We start from the raw sequence: 22,562 nt of genomic DNA, 5'->3' as shown, positions 1-22,562 counted from the left end.
GACCGTTCGAGTGGTGGCGCGGGCGGTTTCGACCTGGGGAACCTGGGGGACCTGTTCGACGGGTTTGGCTCCGGGATGGTCGGCCTGGGACCGTACGGCTTGGCGCCGTTCAGCGCCTTCGGGTCCGCGCTCGACTGGTTCTGACCTGCGGCAGCCGCAGCGAAGCGCCGTCGCAGTGGCACGGGGGCGTAAGGGCGTCGACGGTATCGCCACAGCCACTTCGGACAACGACCGGTCCGATCAGATCGCGGTGCACGAGACCGGCCACTCGCTCGGCAGGTTCGTCGACGAGTACGACTACGGCGAGTCCGGCACTTACACCGTCGGATCATGCGGCCGCGCGGCCGCGGGTTCGACCTCCCCGGCCGTGAGGTGGTGATCGTCGCCTTCTGGTAGTACGTCGACGACCGCCAGCGGAAGGCGGCAGCCGGCCGGACTTTCGTCGTACCGCGTGCTCTGGGCGCCCCTGCGCCCCGCCCCGGGCCGCCCGGTATCCCGACGGAGTCAATTCCCGCCCCGCCCCGGCCCGCGCTCTTCGCCGGCTCCGGGGCGGATCTCTCGTCACCGAAGAAACCGTCGCGGAAGAACTCCGGGTGGCGGCGCCGCATCAGGGCCGGGACGACGCCCCCGGAGGGCAGGCAGGTCACGTTCGGCGGGAAGCCGGGTGTGCTGGCGTTGCCGATGCCGCCGATGTTGCCGATGGGCGTGGTGAGGGTGGCCTGGGCGGGCGATGGGTGGCCGTGGGTCGGCGAGGTGCTGCGGGTGGGTGGGGCGCCGGTGGCCGGTGCGGGGTCGTCGGTGGGTGGGGCGCCGTGGGACGGTTCGGCGTCATCGGCGCGTGAGGAGCCGTGGGTCGGCGGGGCGCCGTCGGTGGGTGCAGCGCCGTGGGCTTGGGCCGCGCTGTGCCGCTGTGCGTCCGGGAGTTGGTCGTCGGCTTGGTCTTCGGCTTGGTCCCCGGCGGCTTTCGGCCGGCCGGGTTGCCGGACTCGAGGCCGCCGCCAGGGTCCGTACTGCAGCCGCAGTCGGTGACCGTGAGGGTGAAGGTCGCCGTGTGCGTGGTGGATGCGCCGGCGCCGGTGACGACGATGCGGTACGTGCCCGGCGGGGTCGAGGTAGAGGTGGCCAGGGTCAGCGTGGACGTGTTGTTGTTCGCGGTGACAGACGTCGGGTTGAACCGTGCGGTGGTTCCCCTCGGCAGCCCGGATACCGACAGGCTCACCGGCTGCGCCGAGCCGGACGTGACCCGGGTGGAGACCGTGGTGGTGGCCCGCGACCCGGCGGTAGCGCTGGGAGAGGTCGGACTGACCGCCATGGAGAAGTCGTTGCTCGCTGTGGAGGGAATTGGTGTGGAGGGGCTTGGTGTGGAGGAACTAGCCGTGGAGGAAGCGCAGTTGGGCAGCGTGAACGAGGCCAGCCTGGTGTGCCAGTTGTAGCTGCCGTTGGACGGGATGTACTCGTTCGTGTACCAGAAGGTGCAGTCGTCCGCCGGATCCACGGCCATGGAGCTGTAGTCACCCCAGCGGTCGATACCTGTCTGGGAGCCGCCGCCGGTGATTGCGGTGCCCTCTCCCTGCGTCATGAGCCCGGGTGTGTCGCCGGCCAGTCGGCCGGTGTAACGGATCGAGGGATGCGTCGACGACGAGGACTGCGAGTAGCCGAGTCCGATGTTGCCGACCTTGTCCTGGGCCATCGAACCCATCCAGCGGTAGGTGGAGTCGGGTGCGTAGGTGCCCTGCTGGTAGACGGTGGGGGTGCCGCCCGACAGCCGGAACTCGTACCAGCGCACGCCCACCGAACTTCCGGCGGTCACCGCGTGGTTCACCACGAGCGACTCGTGTTCGCCGTAGTTGCGGTAGGCCAGCCGGAACATCAACCGATCGGAGACGGATTCGAGTAGCTGACTGGTGCCGCCCTGCGGGATGCAGGCCCCTGAACCACCGCAGGCGGCGGTGTAGGGGGCGACGGACAGCGTCGACGGGCCGGTGAAGGTGGAGCCGGCGGGGTTGCTCCAGTCGACGTGGAACTTCCAGTAGGCCAGCCCCGAGCCCGACGTCCCCAGGTCCACCATCAGTTCTGGCTCTCCGGACGGGGGAGCGGTCCGGCCGTCCAGGTCCGCGCCGAGCAACCCGCCGTACGAGGACGACGTGGTGAAGCACTGCTGCGCGGCGCCGGCGCCGGTCAGCATGTTCGCCCGGTTCAGCGCGCACGCCTCGGCGTACAGGAAACTGCCGGAGGAGCTGATCATGTTGGACGTGACGTAGTAGGCGTCCGGCCACACCGACAGCTTCGGGTAGTCCGGGAAGTTGGCGTGGGGGAACGCGTAGCGGTAGTAGCTGCCGGTGGCGTCCTCGCCGGTGGAGACGGCCACGCACTGGTAGTACGGGCCCGAGGGCGAGTGGACGTTGGCGAACTGGCTGACCACCCACCGGCTGGCGAGGCTGTCCCAACGGACCTCGGCATCACCATCGTTGGTCGACTCGCAGGGGCCGCCGAACCCGGACCACAGGACGTTGGTGTCGGTCGGTGGGAGGACTGTGGCACCGCTCTTCGAATACACCGCGTAGGCGGTGTTGACGGTCTCGACGATCTGACTGGAGCCGGCGGCCGCGTTCGGGTCCGGCGGGACGTTGGCGACCGCGTAGTTGCCGGCGCCGATGCCCTCGAAGTTGGCCCCGGAGGAAGGGGCCGCGAAGCTGCGGGTGGTCGACTGCACCGCCGGGTCCGGAACGGAGGCAGCGGGAGGATGCGGCAGCCGCTGGTGCTTCCGGCTTTGCTGCTTCCTACCGCCGCGCCCGGGGTGGTGGCCGTGCGCGGCGGCCATGGACCGCAGGGTGCGAGAGGTGTCGTGGCGTACGGCGGAGCCGGTGTCGGATGAGCGGTGTCCCGCCGGAGCGGGGCGCGCGGCGTGGCCGGCGGAGGCCGAGAACCATAGTCCGGACATCGCGGTCAGTGCAGCGATGAGCACGGCTACCAGGCCGCGCCTGCGTCGGGAACGGAACACTGCACATCCTTTCGAGTGTCGAGGGGGATCGGCTCGGCCTGTGGAGGCATGACAAGGCTCGCCCAAGGCGTGACGCAGCGGGGGCAAGGCACTCGGAAAATCGGCTTTATCCCCACAATGGGCGAGGCGACGACGCGGCCATCCCGCTGACGACCCGTCGGAACACTCGGAAGGCGACGCCACCCGGACGGCGCCCGCGGCGGCGCCCGCGGTCGGCGAGCCAGTCGAGGGCAGGCCGGTTCCGGCTGGGAGGCTGCCCAGGATGCCGCCGTCAGTCGTCGCCGTGCGCCGGGAGGCGCGACGGGTGGCGGGGGTACTGGCCGCAGCGGACGAGGGCGGGGTCAACGGGCTCGCCGGCGGGCGCAGAGGGCCCGCACGCCAGCGATGCGCGGCCCGTCCGCGATCTCGGTCAACGATCTCGGTCAACCGACAGGTGGGCTGAACCTCGACCGGCTGCCGATGAACAGGGCCGACCGTCCGATGGTGATCAGGCCGGTCGAGCGGGTAGCTGCCGCTGCCCGCGCTGGAAACTATGCGACATTCAGGCCGAGTTCGCGGATCATGAAGGCGAGGTGTTCGGCCTCGCGTAGTAGTGCGTCCTGCGGTGAGGTCTCCACGGTGTGTCCGGCCTGCCGGGTGCGCAGCAGTACCGGGTGCGGTGCGGACGTGGCCCGTTGCAGGCGGGCTGCCATCTTGCGGCCGTGCCAGGCAGGGCAACTGCGGTCGGCGGAGCCGCAGTCGAGAAGTACAGCCGGGTAGTCGACGTCGTCGCGCACCTGGTGGTAGGGGGAGTAGCGGTGCAGGACGGCCGCGTCGCCGGGGTCGTCCGGGTCCCCGAAGTCCACGGACATGATGTCGGCCATGGTGACCGGGTCCCGCTTGCAGCGCAGCAGGTCCAGTACGGGAAGCGCGGCCACGCACGCCCGGTACAGATCGGGCCGCTGGGTCACCGCGACGACTGCGGTCAGGGCGCTGATCGAGTAGCCGAAGACGCCGAGCCGACTGTGTGTGGTGTGGCCGTGGCGGATCAGGTCGGTGGCCACCGCGTGCAGGTCGTCGAATGTGCGCTGCTTGGTGTCGCGGCGGGCCGCGCGCCACCAGTCGGTACCGAACTCGCCGCCGCCGCGCAGGTGCGCGTGGACGTAGACGCCGCCCAGCTCGACCCAGGCCGCGGGCAGGGCGAAGAGGTAGGCCGGCAGCCAGGCGATGTTGAGGGCACCGTAGCCGCTGATGATCAGGGGTTGCGGAACGCTGAGGTCGACGCCGGCACGGGAGACGATCTGGTACGGGATGGCGGTTCCGTCGGCGCTGCGTGCCGTTCCCCTACGGGTCACCGCATCCGGGATGACGACTCGCGGTTTTGTGAGCGCCACCACGGCGTCGGTGGCCAGATCGTACCGATAGGCCGCCGGAGACCGGGTGAGGGAGGAGAAGGCGAAGGTGCATCCGTTGCCGGCCGGTGTGACCAGCCCGGTGTCCCGACCGCTTCCCGGCCAGGCCATCCCCGGTTCCGGCAGCGGGATTTCGCCCAGCGGAGCGCCCTGGACGGAGATCCGGCGCAGCCGACTGGCGCCGTTCGCATGCTCGGCCAGGACCAGCTCCGGGCCCACGGGGGTGAGGGAGAACAGGATCGAGTCACCGGGTGGGACGAGTTCGCGCCAGCCGGCTGGGTCCGTCGCCGGGCCGGGCAACGGGAGGGCGACGACCCTGCCGCGCGGTGCGCCGTCGTCGGTCACCGCGATGAACTCGTCGCCGACGAGGGCGCCGCGGAAGACCGAACGTGAGTCCCGGAGGAACGGTCGCCACGGGGCGCCGGGCGCCGCAAGGTCGCGTACGTAGGAGGGCCTGCCGGGGCCATGCGCCAGTGCCCACCGCCCCTCGGGGGAGACACTCACCCCGCGGGCGGGGAACTCCGACGGCAGGTCCTCGCGGCAGACGGCCGGAGCCGAGCCGGATGCCGTGAGGTCGACCTGGAAGACGCCCCGACACCGGTCCAACCGTTCCCGGTCGATGACCACGACGAAGAATCGCCGGCCGTCGGGCAGCCAGCCCACCCGGCAGGCGCCGGTCTCCGGCAGCCCGTCGACCAGGATCTTCCCGGAATCCACGTCGCGGACCCGGAAGAGCGGTTCCCGCCCAGGACCGCAGACCTGATAGGCGAGCAGCTGGCCGTCCGGTGACGGCTGCCACTGCATGGTGGCCGGCCCATACGGGGCCGGCTCCGCGAGCTCCACGGCGAGATCCAGCACACGGCGGGCCGATGCCGAGGCCACCGGGGCATGGGGTGTAACCGGTACATCAGGGGCGTCGGAGACGTCGAGCACCGGGAGCCCGTGGTCCTCGGGAACGTGTTCCATGAACCAGCGACGACCGTGGAGTTCCGGAGGACGGTGGGACAGTGCACTGGCGTTGAACCGTCGGGCGGCATCGAGCGCCAGACGCCAGGGCGGATCGGTGTGCAGCAGGTCGCGGGCGAACCGGTTCTGCGCCGCCTCCCAGGCGAGCGTGGCACTGCTGTCCTCCTCCAGCCACTGGTACGGGTCCGTGAAGCCGATCCCGCCGATCTCGTCGGGCTCCGGGCGAAGCGGGGTGGGCGGGAACCGGAACCGGTCAGCCACGTGCGGCCTCCGTGGGGACGGGGGAGGGCGGAGGAGTCGGGAGAGGGGGGATCGACCTGGTCCGAGGGCAGGTCGGGGCCATCGGCTGCGTCTGGTGGCGAGGGCAGTCACTGGGTGGGGCGAGGTGATGGCCTGCCCCACCCAGCGGATCTGTGCTCACCGACGCTTCACGCGATGCGTACCGTCGTGCGCCGTGCAGTGCGTCGTGTGACGCTTCACAGACAGGTGGTCTCGCCGTGCAGGAACGTGCTCAGCACGTTGCTCGGGGCGAGCGAGGGACCCTGCGGGGTCTCCAGCTCCTGCAGCTCCAGGATCATGGCCATGGCGGTTCACCTCCTTCCAGCCGTAGTTCCTGCGGGATCGCAGGTCGGGGTCTGCCGGGGCGTGGAGACGGCCGCCGGCAGGAAGGGCAGGAAGTCGCGGCGGTCGTCGAAGACCGCGGTGAGGGCGAGCAGTACACCGGCCGCGCCGGTCGCCAGGTCCGTGGAGAGCCGGTACAGCTGCTCGCCCGGGAAGGCCAGCCGTCCGTCGCGGAGCTCGGCGTACCAGGACAGTCGACGCAGGTGTTTCCGAACGGCTGGATCGTCCAGGGCGGGCGTGGAGCCGGTGGCCGCCACGGACGCCATGACTCCGGCGTGGCCGGTGAACAGGCCGGGGAAGATCCCGGACTCGGCCCGGCAGGTACGTCGGATCTGCTCGTACGCGAGGGCGAGTGGTCCGTCGTCGCGGTGCCGGAGCAGTTCGCCCAGTATGGGGGCCATGCCGGCGGTGCCGATGCCGAGATGAGGCATCAGCCGGTTTCGCTCGCGGACCTGCAGGGTGTTGTCGGGGCCGGTTTCGCAGTCGGCCAGGTCCCGGTGCAGAGCGGCCCGTGCCAGTTCGAGGAGTTCAGGGTCCGCGATGGCGCGGAAGCAGTGGAGGAAGAACAGCGCGACCCCGGTCGCCCCGAACATCAGCCCGGCGGCGCTGGGTCGGTCCGGCTGTAGTCCGCCGGTGCGTACGGCGTCCGCCAGGCGGTCGGCGATCGTCAGGGCCCGGCGCAGGCAGTCGGCGTCCGCGGTGCCGAAGTGCAGCAGGTTCAGTCCCATTCCGGCGAGCCCGGAGTGGAGGCCGACGAGGGGCGGCTCCGTTTCCCTGAGGTTCACCGCGCGGTCCAGGGCCGACAGCGCGGCGTCGCGATGGCCCAACCGGTCGAGGACGTAGGCAATTCCGTGCAGCCCGTCGTAGAAGCCGGGCTGTGGCGTCTCCCAGCGGTCCACCGCGCGGATCAGCCAGTCGACGTGTTCGGGGTCGGGCGGCAGACCGGCTTCGGTCAGGGCGAGCAGTACGCCGGCCGCGCCGTGCGCGATGTTGAGCCCGCCGGTGCGGAACTGCTCGACGTCGCCCGGGAAGAGCCGGTCGGGTCGCTGCGGGGTGGCCGTCGCCAGGATGCCCTCGGCGAGGGACCGCCGCAGGTGCGTCCAGTCCTCCGGCTGCGGATCGCCGAGTGCCTGAAGGCCGGTCCGGTGTCCGCGGTCGGCCGTTGTTCCGGAGGTTCCGCCCGCAGGCCGAAGGTCGCGGCGCAGGCCGGCGACGAAGGAGTCGGGGGCCCCGAAGCGATCCGCCAGGACCTGGAGGAAGAGCTCCGTCTTTCCGGGGTCCCGGGTCCGAAGGACGGGCGCTGTGGACAGGAACACCCACAGCGCGGTGGCGGCGAGCCCGTAGTGGTCGATGTCCGGGCCGGTGCAGCCGGCCGGCGGGACGAACCCGGGTGCACCCAATGGCGGACGGTCCGCCGCACCGAGGGGCAGCGCCAGCTCGAAGTCGATCAGAGCAACCCCTCCGTCCGGGCGCAACATGATGTTGGAGGGGTGGACGTCGCCCGCCACGACGCCTCGGGAATGGATGGTGCGCAGCGCGGCGCGCACCTTCCCGACGACCTCCACCACCCAGGCGGTGAAGTCCGCGATTTCCCGGGGCGAGGGCTCCGGCTTGAGGTGCGGATGCCGGCGCGCGGCCTCCCGGGTCAGGGTCTCCCCTTCGATGTACTCCTGGACCAGGAAGTGGTGTTCCCAGCAGGTGAAGTGACCGAGCACGCGGGGGACCACGGCCAGTCCGGCGAGCTGGTCGAGGATGGCGTGCTCGTGCCGGAGGCGGGTCACCGCGTCCACCCCGTCGGTGTCCAACCCGGCCAGCGGTCGGGCTTCCTTGAGCACCACGTTCCGGCCGGTGTGCGGATCGGTCGCGAGATAGACGCCGCCCGCGTTGGAGAAGTGCAGCGCCTTTCGCACCTGGTACGGGAACGAGTCGCCGCCGTTGTTGCGTGCGGCCATCGTCTCGGCCAGGAAGGGGAGCGGTTCGACCCACGGCGGTATTCGGAAGGACGGCCCGCGGAGGTCCGGGACCAGTCGGCCGGTCCTCGGATCGGTCAGCGCCGGGACCGGCTCGCCGGACTGGCCGCGACAGGTGCGGTGCTGGAAGGCGCCGTACCGTACGAACAGGGGACCGTTGCGCCACCGCAGGTCACTGAGGACGTACGGGCCTGGCTGGCCGTCGAGCGCCTCGCCCAGCTCGGTGAGCACCCGCGACAGCTCTTCGTCGGAGGTCGGGTAGATCGCACAGAACTTTCCGCTGGATCCGCGGTCGGCGTATTTGGCGTTGGTGAGCTGCAGGACCTGCCGGCTGCGCAGGAACTTGAACGCGATCCGGCGCTTGACGCAGTGGTCCCACACCGCGGCCAGCACTTCCGCGGCGTTGTCCAGGCCCGCCGAGACGTGGACCTTCCAGCCCTGCTCGGGAAGCCGGCGGCCGGGTGGGAGTTGCAGCACCCACAGTTCCTGCTCGGACCGGTGCCATCCGCCGGGCAGCTCCGCACCGGTCAGCGCGAAACGGCTCGCCGAGTCGTCCCAGTGCTGGGCGGTGTCGTAGAAGTCCGGATCGGCCAGACAGTGTGCGAGGTAGAACGCCGCCAGGTCCATCGGAATCAGCCCCAAAGGTCGCCGAATTCATGGGCGGGGACCAACATGATTATCTGCACAGCCAGCTGGGGGCGAGTCCAGGTAACTGGGGACTTGTCAGTGCGGACACGGAGCAGGAAGTGACCGTATGCGGTCGGTCGAGTGCCCGTCGGGTGCTCGCTGAGTGCCCGCCGAGCGCCTGTTGTCCCCGCGATGCGGCCGATGTCCGGGGTACGTGGAAGCGGTGGGACGAAAACGTCTTGGAATGATGTCGCGCCGGGACGTCCTGAAAACGGGGACTTGACCGCCGTCAAGGATCCTGGCAGTCGAGCATCAGCTGAAGCCTCACCTCCCTGGCGACCCGGGCCAGGCGCATCGGCCCGGAGACGGCGCACTTCGTTCGGATGCGGCGGACGTAGGTCTCCACCGTGCCGACGGCCACGCCCATCCGCCGGGCTGCCTGGGCGTGGGTGAACCCGATGGCCAGATAGGCGAGTAACTCCGCCTCCCGCGGCGCCAGTTTCGGGGTGACCGGCCTGCTGTTGTCGCGGATCAGGTCCGCCACTGGCCGGTACAGGTAGGTGTGGCCGCGAGCGACTCGCAGCACGGCCTCCCGGAAGACGTGCGCGTCGGCGTCTGTGGTCAGGTAGCCGTCGGCTCCGGCATCGAGCAGGGCCAGCGTGGCTGCCGTGGTGACCGACGTGCACAGCAGGACCAGGCGGCAGACCACGGCCAGGTCAGGGGCCAGTCGGAGCAGGCCCAGATCCCGACTCGAATGAAGACCGAGGAGGAGCACGTCGTAACCGGACAAGTCGCCGACCGCCGGTACCTCCGAGAAACACCGAACCGATCGGATCTCGGGAGTGGCGTCGAACATCGGAGGGATACCTCGCCGGATGACCAGGGCCTTGTCCACCACTGCGACGGAGATCCCCGTGTACCGGCCGACGGAGCAGTCGTCCGCCCGAGGCGAACCGAACGGCTCCCGCATGGCTGCCATCTCATGCTCCCTTGCCATGAATTGAAGAATTCTCGACTGCCTGGGGAGGCGTGGCAGGGCAGCTGGGGCCCCGTCGGCCTGCCGTTCCTCGGTGGCGCTGTCTACTTCGTCAGGGGATTCAGGAGATTTCAGGGGACTTCCGACCCCTGGCGTCAACCGTCAAAGGGCCTCCGAGATCTCCACTTCATCAAGGTCGGGCCCACCTGACCGGGAGTTTCCGGAACCTCACCCGCATGGGTGATCAAGATCTCCGGGGCAGGCGACAGCACCAGCAGCCGGCCGTCGCCGGGCGTGCGGCTGGGGACGCCGACAGCAGAGGGCCCCACAGGATGGGCCCGGTCCTACGGGCGACTCAACCCAGCGGCGTCGTCTTCGGAGCGTCGGCGATCCGGTCTTCTGCACGGGCAAGCATTAACGTGGCGTCCGTTTCCCGCCAGCAGGCACACACCTCTCCGTCCAGCATGGGTACATGACCAAGTACACCGTGCTCCCCGTTGATGCCTCCGTTCTCAAAGAACTGCGGGTTGTCGACGACGCGGGCCGTCCCTGCGCCCCGTATATCGCGAACCCCAACGACGTCGGCTCGCCGCTGCGTTGCTGTCTGCGACCCATCACACTCGGCGAGCGGATTGCCCTTGTCTCGTATGCGCCGTTGCGTCGTTGGGCCGCCGCGAACGGTGCAGATCCGGGCGCGTACGACGAGCAGGGGCCCGTCTTCATCCACGCCGATGACTGCGGTGGCTTCAACCCCGGCGAGAACTACCCCTTCGCCCGACCGGGTGCTCTGCGTACCGTGCGCCGCTACGACGCCCGGGGCCATATCGCCGGTGGCCGCCTCCTGGAAATTCCGGCCGACGCCATGGCCGGCTTCGATGCAGCCTTCGACGAGGCGTTCAGCGATCCGGGCGTGGTGCTCGTACACGTCCGGGCACTGGAATACGGGTGCTTCCACTTCGAGGTGCGTCGGCCCTCCACCGAGGAGCAGTAGCGTGAGGGAAAAGGAATTGCCTTGAGGCCGGCGGTCACGTTGGCTGGGCATCATGGCTGAACTGCGTACCGAACGCCTCATCCTCCGTCGATGGCGGGACTCCGACCTTGAACCGTGGGCGGCCATGAATGCCGACCCCGAAGTTCGGGAGCACTTGGGTGACTTGCTCACCCGCGAACAGAGCGATGCCTCCGTGGCACGCTTCCAGGCCGAGTTCGACCAGCGAGGCTACGGGTGGTGGGCGGTCGAGGTGCAGGCCACGGGCGAGTTCATCGGCTTCGCGGGCTTGGACCAGGTCGACGACGACATGCCGTTCACCGGAGTGGAGATCGGCTGGCGGCTCGCCCGCGCGGCCTGGGGCCAGGGCTATGCGACCGAGGCCGCACGGACGGTCCTGGCCTACGGCTTCGACACCCTTGACCTTCCCGAGATCCTCGCCGTGACGACGGCCACCAACCTCCGTTCACAGGCGGTGATGCGCCGGATCGGCATGACCCGGGACCCGGCGGACGATTTCGACGACCCCACCGTGCCCGAAGGGCCACTGCGTCCGAACGTGCTGTACCGCATCGCCCGTAGAACGATGGGGATCTGACGTTCTCCACCGGGCCGCGTGGCGCGGGAAGCCACCGGGACAGGGCGGCCTCCGGTGGCATGCTGTCGGCACTCATGACAGGGGAAGCGTGAACGCGTAGGTGCGCCGCGCGGCGCACCCCTGCGACAGGCGCGGGGTCGCGGAGCCGTACCGGGTCGCTCCACTCACGGACCACCACCGGGCGGTGGTCCGGACGCAGCGCGGAGGCGATCTCCAGCAGATGCCCTCTCAGCCACACCGCACTTTCCGCTGCTTCCGGGACAGCGGGCGGGCTGTGGTGTGTTCACTGTTCAGCGGCCGGATCCGTCATGCGGGGCACCTTCTCTCGCGCGGAACGTCGATGTCGTGCCGCCAGGCATCTTCTCGCTCCGGTGGGTCCCCGGTCTTCCCCGGGCCGTCCCCGGTCCGGGCCTGCCAAGCCAGGGGCACCGCTGTGCGATCCCCTCCCCGTGTCTGCTCCGGTGCCGCCTGCCTTTACTCTGGGGCGCCAGGTGTGAACGATGAACAGCGATGAGCGGTGACGGAACGGAGCGTGCGGTGACGGCCGGGGACGCGAGCGGCGACGAGCTGATAGGCAAGGTTCTCGGGGGCCGCTACCGGGTGACCGCGACCATCGGGCGGGGCGGCATGGGCGTGGTCGCCCGAGCTGTGGACCAAGTACTGAACCGCGAGGTCGCCGTCAAGGTACTGCGGGCCTTCACCGACGCCTCCGCGCCCGAACTGCTCGATCTGCGGACCCGGATGCAGCGGGAGGCGCAGGCCGCCGCCCGTATCCGGCACAGCGGCGTGGTCACTGTGCACGACGTGACCGAGGAGCAGGGCCTGCCGGTCATCGTCATGGAACTCGTCGACGGACCGTCGCTCGACGACGTACTGACGCAGCGCGGCACGCTGCCGCCGCACGAGGCGGCGGCGATCGGTGCCAAGCTGATGGACGCACTCGACGCCGCGCACCGGGTGGGCGTACTGCACCGGGACGTCAAGCCGGGGAACGTGCTGCTGGAGCACGGCGGGCGGGTCGTGCTCACCGATTTCGGCATCGCCACCATGGATGCCTCCGGCGACGAGGCCATGGCCAAGCTGACCCAGAGCGGACAGCTCGTCGGCTCCCTCGACTACCTGCCGCCGGAGCGCGCCCAGGGCACGGCGCCCAGCCCCGCGTCGGACATCTGGTCGCTCGGCATGACGCTGTACGCGGCGGTGGAAGGCACGTCGCCGTTCCGCCGTACGTCCGTGTGGTCCACCTTGTCGGCGATCGTCACCGAGCCGCTGCCGGAGCCCCGGCGCGCGGGGCCGCTGACGCCGGTGCTGCGGGCGCTGATGGCGAAGCAGCCGGAGAACCGGCCCACGGCCGAGCAGGCGCGTGAGATGCTGCAGCAGGCGGCCGTGGGCACGACGACGAACCTCGCGCCGCCGGCCCCCATGGGCCCCACCGCTGCGCCGGCACAGGCAGCCGCCCCGGCACCTTTCCAGGCTGCCAACCCGGTGCCGCCGCCTGGATTCGGTGCTGCGCCGCCGTTCCACCCGTCCTCCCCGCAGCCTCCGCACACCGGCTACCCGACGTCCGGCCCGCGGCCCAATCCGCAGCCCGACGTGCCGACCGCGGGCTACGCTCCTGGCGCCGCCACCGCCACCGCCACCGCCACCGCCACCGCCACCGCCGCCGGCCACGGCCGGCGCCCACGTCGTGTCCTCATCGCGGCGGCGGCCGCCTTCGTCGTGCTCGCTGGAGGCGGTGTCACCTACGCCTTGACGGCGCAGCATGGTGAGGCGGACGGTAACGAGCCGCAGGCAGCGCCAGGTGCCGGCTCCCAGGCAGGCAGCCATCAGCCGAGCGGCCGCGGAATGGCCGACGGCGTGAATTCCCCGGGCCCCTCGTCGTCCACGGGAGCGGGAAATCCGTCCAGTTCGACCTCTCCCTCTCCCGCTTCTTCCGCGTCTCCGTCGGCCAAGCCCAGTGCCACGCCGAGCACGTCCGCTTCCCCCTCGACCAAGCCCACTTCGGTGTCGACGACTTGCAGCGGCTGGAGCCACCACGACCCGAAGCCGGGAACGTACGGCTACCTGTCCGGCGATCACCACATCGTGACGGGGCCCTACATGGCCTGCTCCTCCGTGGCCGCGACCAAGTCCGGTACGAAGCTGTGGTTCCACTGCTCCGTCGAGAACTCCTACGGCCACAAGTGGCTCTACGTCCGCATCGCGGGGACGAATGACGCGGGCTGGATGTCCGCCGACAACATCATCCGCCAGAGTGGCTGGCCGGACCGCTGTTAGCGAGGCCGGAGGGGGCCCGGGGCTTCGGCCTCGGGAAGGACCCGGGAAATGCGGGCCACACTGATGTCACGGGGCGGCTCTCCGCCCGCACGGCGGCTCGTGACCCGCTTCCGTCCGGCGATGGAGTTCACCTGCCCGCCGCTGTACGCATCGGCCCGGCCACGGCCGCTCCGAACCAGGCCACGTTGCCGCGTTTCCGCCTTGCCTCTCGTGCGCACATCCGCCGTCCTGCCGGTGCTGACGTCATGCGGTGAGCGCGCTGAGGCGAGCCAGTGCCTGGGTCGTTGCGGCCTCGCTCGCGGGGAGCAACGGCAGCCGGACCGCAGGTGTCGGAATCCGCCCCTCAGCCGCCAGTACGGCCTTCACCACCGCAGGGTTGGGCTCGGAGAAGACTGACTGGGACAGTTCCGCCAGTCGATGGCCGAGGGGGCGGGCATGGGCCAGATTCCCCTTGTCCCAGGCATCGAGCAGTTCGACGAAGTGCGCGGTGGCCAGGTGTGCCGAGGCGAGGATGCCGCCTGCGGCCCCGAGAGCGAGCAGCGGGACGAGGAAGGCGTCCTCCCCGGCCAGTACGGTGACGCCGGGCGGCAGGTCGCCCAACAGCTCGACGGTGTCATGGTCCAGCACCGAGCCCGTTGCGAGCTTGGCCCCGATGACCCCGGGCATCCGGCACAGTCGGCGCAGGGTGCCCGCTCCGAGTGCCTGTCCGGTCCGGTGCGGGATGTGGTAGATCACCAGCGGTACCGGGCTCCGCTCCGCGAGGTGGGCGAAGTGCGCGAGCACCCCGTCCTCCGAGGGCCGAACGAACGGCGGTACGGGGACCAGTGCGGCGTCCGCAAGGCCCGCCAGTTCGGTCAGCGCCGCCGCACTCTGCCTGGTGTCGCTGCCCCCGGCGCCGACGATCAGCCTCGCCCCGTGTTCCCGGCACACCCGGGCGCAGACCTTCACCACCTGCCGCTTCTCGTCCGGCGACAGCGTGGCCGGCTCGCCCGTCGTGCCCAGTGCGACCAGTCCGGCGGCGCCCTCCGCGAGCACCGAGCGGGCCAGTACTTCCAACGCGTGCAGCGCGACCGCGCCATCCTCGGCAAACGGTGTCACCAGCGGTACGTAAATGCCGTGCAGTTCCATGTCCTTGAGCATGGTGACCGGTACTGCACAGGTCCAGCACACATTCTCGATGGTGCTCGTAAGCTGAGCTGATGCTTGATGTCCGCCGTCTGCGTCTGCTCCGGGAACTCGCGCACCGGGGCACCATCGCCGCCGTTGCCGAGGCGCTGTCCTTCAGCCCGTCCGCGGTCTCCCAACAACTGTCCGTGCTGGAACGCGAGACCGGAGTGTCCTTGCTGCAGCGCACCGGCCGCCGGGTCGCGCTGACCCCGGCCGGGCAGAACCTGGTCCGGCATACCGAGGACCTGCTGGAGCGCCTGGAACGGGCAGACGCCGAACTCGCAGCCGTCCGCGAGGGACTGGCCGGCCCCGTACGGATCGGAAGCTACCCGTCTGCGACCCATGCGATCATCCCGGCCGCCTTGGCCGCGCTCGCTCGCGAACACCCCGCGCTGGAGGCGAGAGTGACCGACGTCGATCCGGCCGGCGTGGCCGCCGCGCTACGCGCCGGAGAACTCGACCTGGCTCTGGTGCACGAGTACGACTTCGTCCCCGCCGAGCCCCAACCCGGCCTGACCGGTCAGGAGTTGTTCACCGAACCGATGTACCTGGCGGCACGCACGCCGAGCTCGTTGGCCGACCACGCCACCAGCCCGTGGATCACCGCTCCGCCCGGCAGGCTCTGCCGCACCATGACCGAACGAGCCTGCCAGGCAGCCGGCTTCACCCCTCGTGTACGCCACGAGGTCGACGACTTCGCGACCGTCCTGGCCCTGGTCGCCCTCGGACAGGGCGTCGCCCTCGTTCCCCACCTCGGCGCCACCGCCCCACCACCGGGCCTCAGCCTCACGCGACTGGCGATGTCCCGCCGCACCCGTACCGTCCACCGCGCGGGCGCGGCCAACCACCCGGCCGTCGCCACCGTCACCGCAGCCCTCCGCATGACCCTCCCACCAGAGCTCCGGTGAGCGGGCCGGGCCTGCTCGGTTGCTCTCCCCAGTCATGGGACATGCTCAGGCAGGCAGGCCGTCGGTCAGGACAGGAGGTCGAGGGTCGTTCCGGTTCCGGTGGTCGCGGCCTGCTGGTAGGCCAGCCAGCTCAGGGCGAGGTCCTGCCAGGGCAGGCCGACCGGGGCGTAGACGGTGATCTTCTGGTTGTGGCAGCGGGCGGGCGCGTCGCCACGGATCACCTCGCTCAGGCAGGCGGCGGCCGTGGTGGCGGGCAGGCCGGCGTTGGCGAGAGCGCCGTGTGCGGCGACGAGAGCGACGTCGTCGACAATCAGCCGGGCGTAAGTGAGGACCTCGGCGGCGAGTTCCTGCTTACCGGGTTCGTCGGCGCCGAGCGTGGTCAGATGCTGATGTGGCCTCAGATCCCTTAAGTGGAGCAGAGGTTGGCGTGCCCAGGTGGCCAGCACCACGATGTCCGCCTCGGCGGCCACCTGGCCGGGAGTGGACACCACGCTGCCGCCGTACCGATCGGCGAAGTCGGTCGCGCGCTGCCTGTCGGTGTCATGGACGACAAGGTGGTTCCACGAGCGCAGCGTGCCCAGTCCCTGGACGGTCAGTTCGGCCTGGGCTCCGGCCCCGATCACGCCGAGCACGCCGACCGTGTGGGCACCGTCGCTGCCCGGCCTGGCGATCAGGTCGGTGGCCAGGGCTGCGGCGAGGCCGGTGCGCCAGGCGGTGATGGTGGCCGAGTCGATCAGTGCCAGCAAGGCGCCGTCCGTGCCGCTGTGGAGGCAGATCACCCCCCGAAGCGCCGGGGCCGCGCCGGGAAACTTCGCGTTGACCTTGACCGTGTAGCCGTCGATGCCCGGCAGCAGCCCGGGCAACAAGGCGGTGGCGGTGCCTGGGAAGGGGAGGTCGGTGCGTACCCGCTGGCCCGATACCGCGCTGCGCGGGGCTGTCGCGAAACCTTCCCGGAGTGCCTGGATGCAGTCGTGGGGGTTGAGCAGCTCCAGAAGATCGGTGCGGGTCAGGATCCGGGTCATGGCGTGAGCGTTTCACGGATTCTGTGGCGGTCGGTGCGGAACGTCGAACTTCTCACGCAGGGGCTGTCTGCGACTGTCCACATCGGAGCTGGCATGCTTCTCGGATGTCTCTTGAAGCGCCTCTGCGGCCCGTTGTCCTGACCGTCGGTGACTTACTTCTCCGGCCTCCGCGTGTGGAGGAGAGTGCCGCAGTCCTGGAACTCGGTATCGACCCGGACGTGCGCATGTGGAACCCGCGCTGCCAGATCACCGACGAAGCCTCCGCGATCAAGGACTGTCTCGCGGGCGCTGACTGGTCGGACGGCAGCCAGGCGACGTTCTCCATCGTGCACAAGCACGGCGGGCGGTACGCCGGCAACATCGCCCTGCACGGCATCGACCGCGAGAACGCACAAGCCAAAGTGGGATACCGCATAGCCCGCTGGACCCGTGGTCAAGGCGTCGCCACGGCCGCCGTGCACTGCGTCGCCGACTGGGCCCTGCGGGAGTTGGGACTCAACCGCATCGTCCTGACGCACGGCGTGGAGAACACCGCCTCGTGCAGGGTGGCGCAGAAGGCCGGGTTCGGCCTCGAAGGCACCCTGCGCATGGCCAAGAGGTTCGGCGACGGACGGCTGCACGACGAACACCTCCATGCCCTCATTGCGTGACCGCGGCCGGCTGATGGCGAGCCACACTGATCGGATCCGCTCGGTGGCGCTCGCCGCAGTCGGCGGCCGGTCGATCACAGTGAAGGCCCGGTGGATACCACCGGGCCTTCACTTCTGAGTAGCGGGGACAGGATTTGAACCTGCGACCTCTGGGTTATGAGCCCAGCGAGCTACCGAGCTGCTCCACCCCGCGACGGCACACTGAACTGTACGGCATCGACCTGGATCAACCGAATCGGTCAGGGGTTCACCCTCCGTCGAGCGGCGGCGCACAGCGTCACGATGTGGGCACGTGTGTCAGGTGCTACGGCGCCGCGGGGAGCCGGCACGGGCGCCTCAGGCGTCGCTTTGCAGCGTCTTGGGAAGCCCGAAGCCACCCACCTACCTAGCGAAGTCGAACCGTCACCCTGGAACACACGCTCTGCCGTTGATGGCCTCACTGGACGAACGTCACGTCCGAATCCCGCCAGTTCCGCTCCTCAGGCTCCGGTTGACTCATGCCGGCGACATGAGTCACACCGACGCGTTCGAATGGGCGAAGAGGAAGCCAATGACCGAGGCAACACAACGGCCGCAACACTCAGGGTGGCTGCTCACCGCGTTACTGGGCGGAATGTTCCTGGGAAACGTGGACATCGCCATCGTCAACATCGCCACCCCCTCGATCCAGCATCATCTACATGCCTCCGGTGCGGAGCTGGAGCTGATCGTCTCCGGTTACACCCTCGCGTACGCCGTGCTGCTCATCACCAGCGCGCGGCTGGGCGGTGCGCGAGGCTACCGGCGGATGTTCCAGCTCGGTCTCACGATCTTCACCCTTGCGTCGCTGGCCTGTGGACTGGCGCCAACGCCTGTCCTCCTGGTGGTCGCCCGGGTCGTACAGGGCGCCGGTGCCGCGCTGCTCACGTCACAGGTGCTGACTGGCATTCAGCTCAACTTCCATGGCCCTGCACGCAGTCGGGCCCTGGGGTTGTATACGGCGGTGCTGTCGGGCAGCGCGGTGTTCGGCCAGGTCATCGGCGGTGTACTGGTGTCGGCGGATCTGTTCGGGGCCGCCTGGCGTCCGATCTTCCTGATCAATGTCCCCATCGGACTCTGCCTGATCGTCGTTGGCCGGCACTTCCTTCCGGCAGACGAACGACGAGGCACGCAACGCATGGATCTGGCGGGTGTGGCCGTCCTGTCCGCGGCGCTGCTGCTGCTCGTACTGCCCATGGTGCTGGGCCGTGATGCGGGCTGGCCCGTGTGGACGTGGGTGTGCTTCGCCGCAAGCCTGCCCGCCGTCGCGTCGTTCGTCGGGCTTGAGCGCCGCGTGGGCCGACGAGGTGGGCAACCACTGATCACTCTGTCTCTCCTCACCCGCAAGCCGGTGGTGTACTCCCTGCTCTCTCAGGCCGCCACCCGCGCCACGTACTTCGCTCTGCTCTTCGTGCTGGCGCAGTACCTGCAAGCGGGACTCCACAAGAGCGCCACCTACTCGGGCCTTGTCCTGGTGTCCTGGGTGGCTGCCTTCGGCGTCTCCGGCCCGCTGCTCGGCCGCATGCCCGCCGCCGTCAAGCACTGGGTGGCTCCCCTTGGCACCCTGCTGCTCGCGCTCGCCTTCACCGGCATCGGGGTGGGAGTCTGGGCCGGCACGACCAGCGGCGTGCTCCTGACGATCCTGCTTGGCCTTGGCGGGCTGGGGTACGGAGCCGCGTTCAGCGGTACTCTCACCCATCTGACCAGCGCGGTGGAGGACCAGTATGCGCCGGATATGAGCGGGCTGTTCAACACGGCCCTTCAGGTGGGCGGCGTACTGGGTGTCGCGCTCTTCGGCACCGTGTATCTGGATCTCGTGCCGAGCGGCGGACGCGCGGCAGCGACGCACGGCTTCATGGTGATCACACTCGTGCTGGGCGCTGTCGGATGCGGGGCAGCGGTCCTGTCACAACTGGCCGTCTTCAGCAAGCCGGCCGCGCCCTCCACGGCAAGCAGCGCCCCCGTCCGCACCAAGACTGCAGCGTAAGGGGCATCGGCCGAAAGCGTGCCGGCAGTACGCCATCCCCCGGAGCGGCCGGGTCACAGGCACGAGCCCCACCACAGGCAGCTGCAGGGTACGGCCACGCTCTGGCCGCACCTACGCGCAGTTCACCGTCGGCTTCGGCATCGGTATCCCCACGGCTGAACCGACGGCCCTTCAGGGGTGGCGCTGGTCGGATGTGCTTGGGAGGTCGAAGCTGCAGGTGTCTCGCCCCGCGGCGAGCGGAACGGTCAGGGCGCTCAGCAGGCGCGCAACCCGCCATTCGCGCCTACGTCGTGTGATGCGTCGCCTGTGCGGCGGATGTTGTGCCAGATCATTTAGTGATCGTTTATCGGGGCTCGGCAGGATGTGAAGTGTCGGGGAGGATTCTTCACAGGGGACGGTATGGCCAAGCTGTATCTGGAGATGCTCAAGTGCGTCACCACTGAGGGCTGGAGCGGCTTCGATCAGCCGAGGCTCGTTGTCCAGGATCGCGGCACTGTGTGGAATGGAACGGTGCTGGGAGACCGGACGTACACCGTCAAGTACGACTGTGACTTCACGGGGACGATTGCGGTGTCTCTCGGGGAGGCCGGCGCCTCGGGTGGGGACGGCAAGCTCAGGGAGCAGTGGATTACGGATACGCCTGGTGAGCGCAGTCTGCGCTTCAGGGCGGATGGCGCTGAGTACAGGCTGCTGTATGCGGTGGAGTAGGCAGCTCGACCGGTAGCCGGTGAAACGGCTGACCTCCATCAGTGAGGTAGGGGTGTGTGCTGCTACGGCCGGGGACACCCGGTCGTAGTTCTGGTGTCCGCCGTGGGCCTGGTGGTGTGGTCGGGCGGGTGGGAGGTGTGGTGCGGGGTCCGTTCACAAGCGGGCCCCGGTGTTTCGCAGTTGTAGCAGGAACGCCGGTGCTCCCGAGATGCCGGTGCCGTCCCCCGTCCCCCGTCCCCCGGCCGTGGCCCGTCTCGTCGAACCCCGCGCCCGCCGCGCCGTGGCAGACGTCCGGGTTGGGCCACCGCACCGGGAGGCCCCGAGTGCGCGGTCCTCGGTGTACCGGGCCGGGCCGGGGGCGTCGAGGACGGTCGCGGCGTCCGTCAGGGCCCAGGCTGTGCCCGATTGGCCGGAGTGCGGGCCGAGCAGCTCGGAAGGGGCGGCGGCCAGGGCACGCCGGGAGATGTCCTGCCCTCGGCTACCACTCCGTCAGTTCCCTGAGCCGGGCCGTGTAGAAGGCCGCGACGCGGGCCGCCTCCTCCGGGTCGGCGGTCGCCAGCTGTGCCCTGTCGTCGAGGGCGGCCTGTCGGGCAGCCTTCAGTTCTCTGATCCGCCCCTCGTCGGGGGCCGGAGCCCGACGTTCCGCGGTGATCTGGGCGCTGTACCAGAGCGTCACGGCGCGGACGGCGTCGTACGCCTGCTGCTCTGCACCGCCCTCGGACGGGGAGGAACCCGGGGCGTTGGGGACCGGCACCGTCACCACTCTCCTCTGATCTTGGATCGGCATCGTCATCGTCCTACCCGCACCGACCCGAGACGTTGCTCCGAACAGGGAAGACGGGCGCCTGACCGCCGCGTCGGCCCAGTGCGCCGGCTGCGAGGAACCGAGGAGGCCGTTCCGTGCGGCTCGTCCCACTTTATGGGTGTGGCGGCCGGTACGCGTGGTGACCTTGGGTGGATTCTCCGTAGGTCACCCGGTTCGGTCAGATGTACGCAAAAACATGCTCGCCCTACGGTGTGCGGGGCGTTCCCGGGCCGTAAGAATGGCACCGCCCCACGACAGTTCATTCACCCATCAAGGATGTCGATCAGGTTGGAAGCGTCAGGGCTGACGAAACTGAGCGCAGTTGGCATATCCGTCTACGAGCTCGCGTTGAGCAGTTCGGCCGTGCTCCCCGCCGCCCTCCCGGGCCAGTTGAGCACGTCCGTCGAAGAGGTGGAGGAGGCGCTCGGGCAGCTGAGCGCGATGGGACTGCTGTGCCCGGCCGACGACAAGCCCGGGATGCTGACGGCCGTCAGCCCGGACAGCGCGGCCGCCCAGACCCTCTTCCCGATGGAGCAGGCCCTGCGGGACCAGCAGAGCGCCGTCGCCCAGATGCGTGCCGAGTTGGAACGAATGCGTCCGCTTTATGCCACCAACCGGGCCAAGTGGCTGCAGAGTTCCGGCATCGAGATCCTGCAGACGCTCAAGTCGGTGCGCAGCATGCTCACCGAGCTGGCCGCGTCCTGCACCACCGAGATGCTCACCGCACAGCCCGGCGGCGGCCGTCCCACGCCGGTCCTCGAAGAGGCGATCGTGCGGGACGAGGACATGCTGCGCCGCGGTGTCAAGATCCGCACGCTCTACCAGCACACCGCGCGCTACAACCAACCGACCGTCGCATACGTGGGGCGCGTCGCCCAGCTCGGGGCCGAAGTGCGGACCCTCAGCGACGGGTTCGCGCGGCTGATCGTCTTCGACCGGAAGACCGCGGTGATCTCGTACCACGGCCATCCGCACGGCGGTGTGCTGGTCCACGACCAGAGCATCGTCGACTTCGCCGTCGCCTCCTTCGAGCGGACCTGGCTGACCGCCACGCCGTTCTCGGCGGACTACCAGGTGGAGCAGGTGCGGGCGCTGTCGTCGGAGGTCAAGCAGGACATCATGCGGCTGCTGGTGTCCGGCCTCGACGACCGCGCCATCGCCCGGCGCCTCGGCATGGGACTGCGCAGCTGCCAGCGCCACATCGCGGAGATCATGGACCAGTTGGGCGCGCGCAGCCGGCTGCACGCGGGCTACCTGATCGGCCAGAGCAACCTGCTGGAGTCCCCGGACCCCGACACGGATGCTCCGGCCGTCCGCGCCGCGGCGGCCGGAGCACCCGAGGGCGCCAAGGACCCGGTGCGCACTCCCTAGGAGCAGGACATGCCTCAGCCGGGGTGGCCGGCGGTGGCGAGGGGCAGGGGCTCGGCCACCGCCGCTATCCGCGGGACGGCCAGTTCCAGGTAGTCCTCGGTGCGGAGGGCCACCGAGCGGTCCAGCCGCGCCGCGTTGAAGAAGATCTCCTCGTGGCGCAGCAGGTCGGGGTCCACCAGGAGGTCCATGGCCGCGGCGAAGGCGAACGGCATGATCGACCCGCTGACGCTGCCGGCGAGCCGTTCGGCGACGTCGCGCACCGCGAAGGCGGCGTCGCTGCCCTGGTAGAGGTCCCGGACCCGCTCCAGGTCCACCCGGCGGTCCCCGGGGACGACGGCCAGGACGTACCGTCGGCGTTTCTTTCCCATCCCGACCCGGATCACCAGGCATTTCGCCGCCTGCCGGAGCGGGTGGCCGCGCAGTGCGGAGGCGAGTTCGGTGCGTCCCTCGGGGGCGTGGTCGATGAGCCGGTAGCCGGCGCCGTCCAGCAGGGCCATCAGCCGGGCGTACG

General features: G+C 69.9%; 17 protein-coding genes and 1 tRNA gene. 9 read left to right on the top strand and 9 right to left on the bottom strand.

The window, feature by feature from the left end; translation table 11 throughout:
- Nucleotides 1–175 precede the first annotated feature (175 nt).
- Nucleotides 176–379: a M64 family metallopeptidase gene (locus B073_RS49050; protein ID WP_018539799.1), complete on the top strand. Its 204-nt coding sequence runs from the start codon at nt 176–178 to the stop codon at nt 377–379.
- 264 nt (nt 380–643) lie between these two features.
- Here the strand turns inward: B073_RS49050 and B073_RS40455 are convergent, their stop codons facing one another.
- The 4 genes from B073_RS40455 to B073_RS0119665 form a co-directional block, all read right to left on the bottom strand.
- Nucleotides 644–3,001 carry a hypothetical protein gene (locus B073_RS40455; RefSeq protein ID WP_063740888.1) on the bottom strand — a complete coding sequence of 786 codons (2,358 nt, stop codon included), beginning with the start codon at nt 2,999–3,001 and terminating at the stop codon, nt 644–646.
- A 530-nt stretch (nt 3,002–3,531) separates the two neighbouring features.
- Complete coding sequence (locus B073_RS0119680; protein WP_018539798.1) at nt 3,532–5,619, bottom strand: prolyl oligopeptidase family serine peptidase; 2,088 nt, start codon at nt 5,617–5,619, stop codon at nt 3,532–3,534.
- A 329-nt stretch (nt 5,620–5,948) separates the two neighbouring features.
- On the bottom strand, nt 5,949–8,591 hold the full coding sequence (lanKC, locus tag B073_RS40450; protein ID WP_158690164.1) for a class III lanthionine synthetase LanKC: 2,643 nt from the start codon (nt 8,589–8,591) through the stop codon (nt 5,949–5,951).
- A gap of 274 nt (nt 8,592–8,865) precedes the next feature.
- Nucleotides 8,866–9,555, bottom strand: coding sequence for a helix-turn-helix transcriptional regulator (locus B073_RS0119665; protein WP_158690163.1), 690 nt, complete (start codon nt 9,553–9,555; stop codon nt 8,866–8,868).
- A 469-nt stretch (nt 9,556–10,024) separates the two neighbouring features.
- Between B073_RS0119665 and B073_RS0119660 the strand changes: the two genes are divergently transcribed.
- The 3 genes from B073_RS0119660 to B073_RS0119650 all read left to right on the top strand — a co-directional run bounded on the left by B073_RS0119660 (nt 10,025) and on the right by B073_RS0119650 (nt 13,415).
- Nucleotides 10,025–10,543, top strand: coding sequence for a DUF1203 domain-containing protein (locus tag B073_RS0119660; RefSeq protein WP_026247538.1), 519 nt, complete (start codon nt 10,025–10,027; stop codon nt 10,541–10,543).
- 52 nt (nt 10,544–10,595) lie between these two features.
- Nucleotides 10,596–11,138: a GNAT family N-acetyltransferase gene (locus tag B073_RS0119655; RefSeq protein WP_026247537.1), complete on the top strand. Its 543-nt coding sequence runs from the start codon at nt 10,596–10,598 to the stop codon at nt 11,136–11,138.
- Nucleotides 11,139–11,648: 510 nt separating this feature from the next.
- A complete protein-coding gene (locus B073_RS0119650) occupies nt 11,649–13,415 on the top strand; it encodes a serine/threonine-protein kinase (protein ID WP_018539792.1) in 1,767 nt (588 codons plus the stop codon).
- A 243-nt stretch (nt 13,416–13,658) separates the two neighbouring features.
- Here the strand turns inward: B073_RS0119650 and B073_RS0119645 are convergent, their stop codons facing one another.
- Nucleotides 13,659–14,555, bottom strand: a complete 897-nt coding sequence (locus B073_RS0119645) for a 4-hydroxy-tetrahydrodipicolinate synthase family protein (protein WP_018539791.1) — start codon at nt 14,553–14,555, stop codon at nt 13,659–13,661.
- Nucleotides 14,556–14,614: 59 nt separating this feature from the next.
- Between B073_RS0119645 and B073_RS0119640 the strand changes: the two genes are divergently transcribed.
- Nucleotides 14,615–15,490: a LysR family transcriptional regulator gene (locus tag B073_RS0119640; RefSeq protein WP_018539790.1), complete on the top strand. Its 876-nt coding sequence runs from the start codon at nt 14,615–14,617 to the stop codon at nt 15,488–15,490.
- Nucleotides 15,491–15,555: 65 nt separating this feature from the next.
- Here B073_RS0119640 and B073_RS0119635 read toward each other — a convergent pair whose 3' ends face one another.
- Nucleotides 15,556–16,512 (bottom strand): ornithine cyclodeaminase family protein, encoded by a 957-nt coding sequence (locus B073_RS0119635; protein WP_018539789.1) that lies wholly within the window; start codon nt 16,510–16,512, stop codon nt 15,556–15,558.
- A 104-nt stretch (nt 16,513–16,616) separates the two neighbouring features.
- On the opposite strand from B073_RS0119635, the gene B073_RS0119630 reads away from it, so the two are divergent.
- Nucleotides 16,617–17,162 (top strand): GNAT family N-acetyltransferase, encoded by a 546-nt coding sequence (locus B073_RS0119630; RefSeq protein WP_051094095.1) that lies wholly within the window; start codon nt 16,617–16,619, stop codon nt 17,160–17,162.
- Nucleotides 17,163–17,281: 119 nt separating this feature from the next.
- On the opposite strand, the gene B073_RS0119625 is transcribed toward B073_RS0119630, so the two are convergent.
- Nucleotides 17,282–17,355, bottom strand: a tRNA-Met gene (locus B073_RS0119625).
- A 315-nt stretch (nt 17,356–17,670) separates the two neighbouring features.
- On the opposite strand from B073_RS0119625, the gene B073_RS0119620 reads away from it, so the two are divergent.
- Together B073_RS0119620 and B073_RS0119615 are read left to right on the top strand one after the other, a co-directional pair.
- A complete protein-coding gene (locus B073_RS0119620) occupies nt 17,671–19,167 on the top strand; it encodes an MFS transporter (RefSeq protein ID WP_158690162.1) in 1,497 nt (498 codons plus the stop codon).
- Nucleotides 19,168–19,566: 399 nt separating this feature from the next.
- The gene (locus B073_RS0119615; RefSeq protein WP_018539786.1) at nt 19,567–19,875 is read left to right on the top strand and encodes a hypothetical protein; all 309 of its coding nucleotides are present in this window, start codon (nt 19,567–19,569) and stop codon (nt 19,873–19,875) included.
- A 478-nt stretch (nt 19,876–20,353) separates the two neighbouring features.
- Here B073_RS0119615 and B073_RS0119610 read toward each other — a convergent pair whose 3' ends face one another.
- The gene (locus tag B073_RS0119610) at nt 20,354–20,662 is read right to left on the bottom strand and encodes a hypothetical protein (RefSeq protein ID WP_106731901.1); all 309 of its coding nucleotides are present in this window, start codon (nt 20,660–20,662) and stop codon (nt 20,354–20,356) included.
- A 294-nt stretch (nt 20,663–20,956) separates the two neighbouring features.
- On the opposite strand from B073_RS0119610, the gene B073_RS0119605 reads away from it, so the two are divergent.
- A complete protein-coding gene (locus tag B073_RS0119605) occupies nt 20,957–22,051 on the top strand; it encodes a helix-turn-helix transcriptional regulator (protein ID WP_199788172.1) in 1,095 nt (364 codons plus the stop codon).
- Nucleotides 22,052–22,065: 14 nt separating this feature from the next.
- Here B073_RS0119605 and B073_RS0119600 read toward each other — a convergent pair whose 3' ends face one another.
- On the bottom strand, nt 22,066–22,548 hold the full coding sequence (locus tag B073_RS0119600; RefSeq protein WP_051094097.1) for a YbaK/EbsC family protein: 483 nt from the start codon (nt 22,546–22,548) through the stop codon (nt 22,066–22,068).
- Between the last annotated feature and the right edge of the window lie 14 nt (nt 22,549–22,562).

The sequence above is a fragment of the Streptomyces sp. MspMP-M5 genome (genome assembly GCF_000373585.1).
GTDB lineage: Bacteria > Actinomycetota > Actinomycetes > Streptomycetales > Streptomycetaceae > Streptomyces.
The sequence above is the reverse complement of the archived record's forward strand: the minus strand, read 5'-3'. Positions and strand labels throughout refer to the sequence as shown.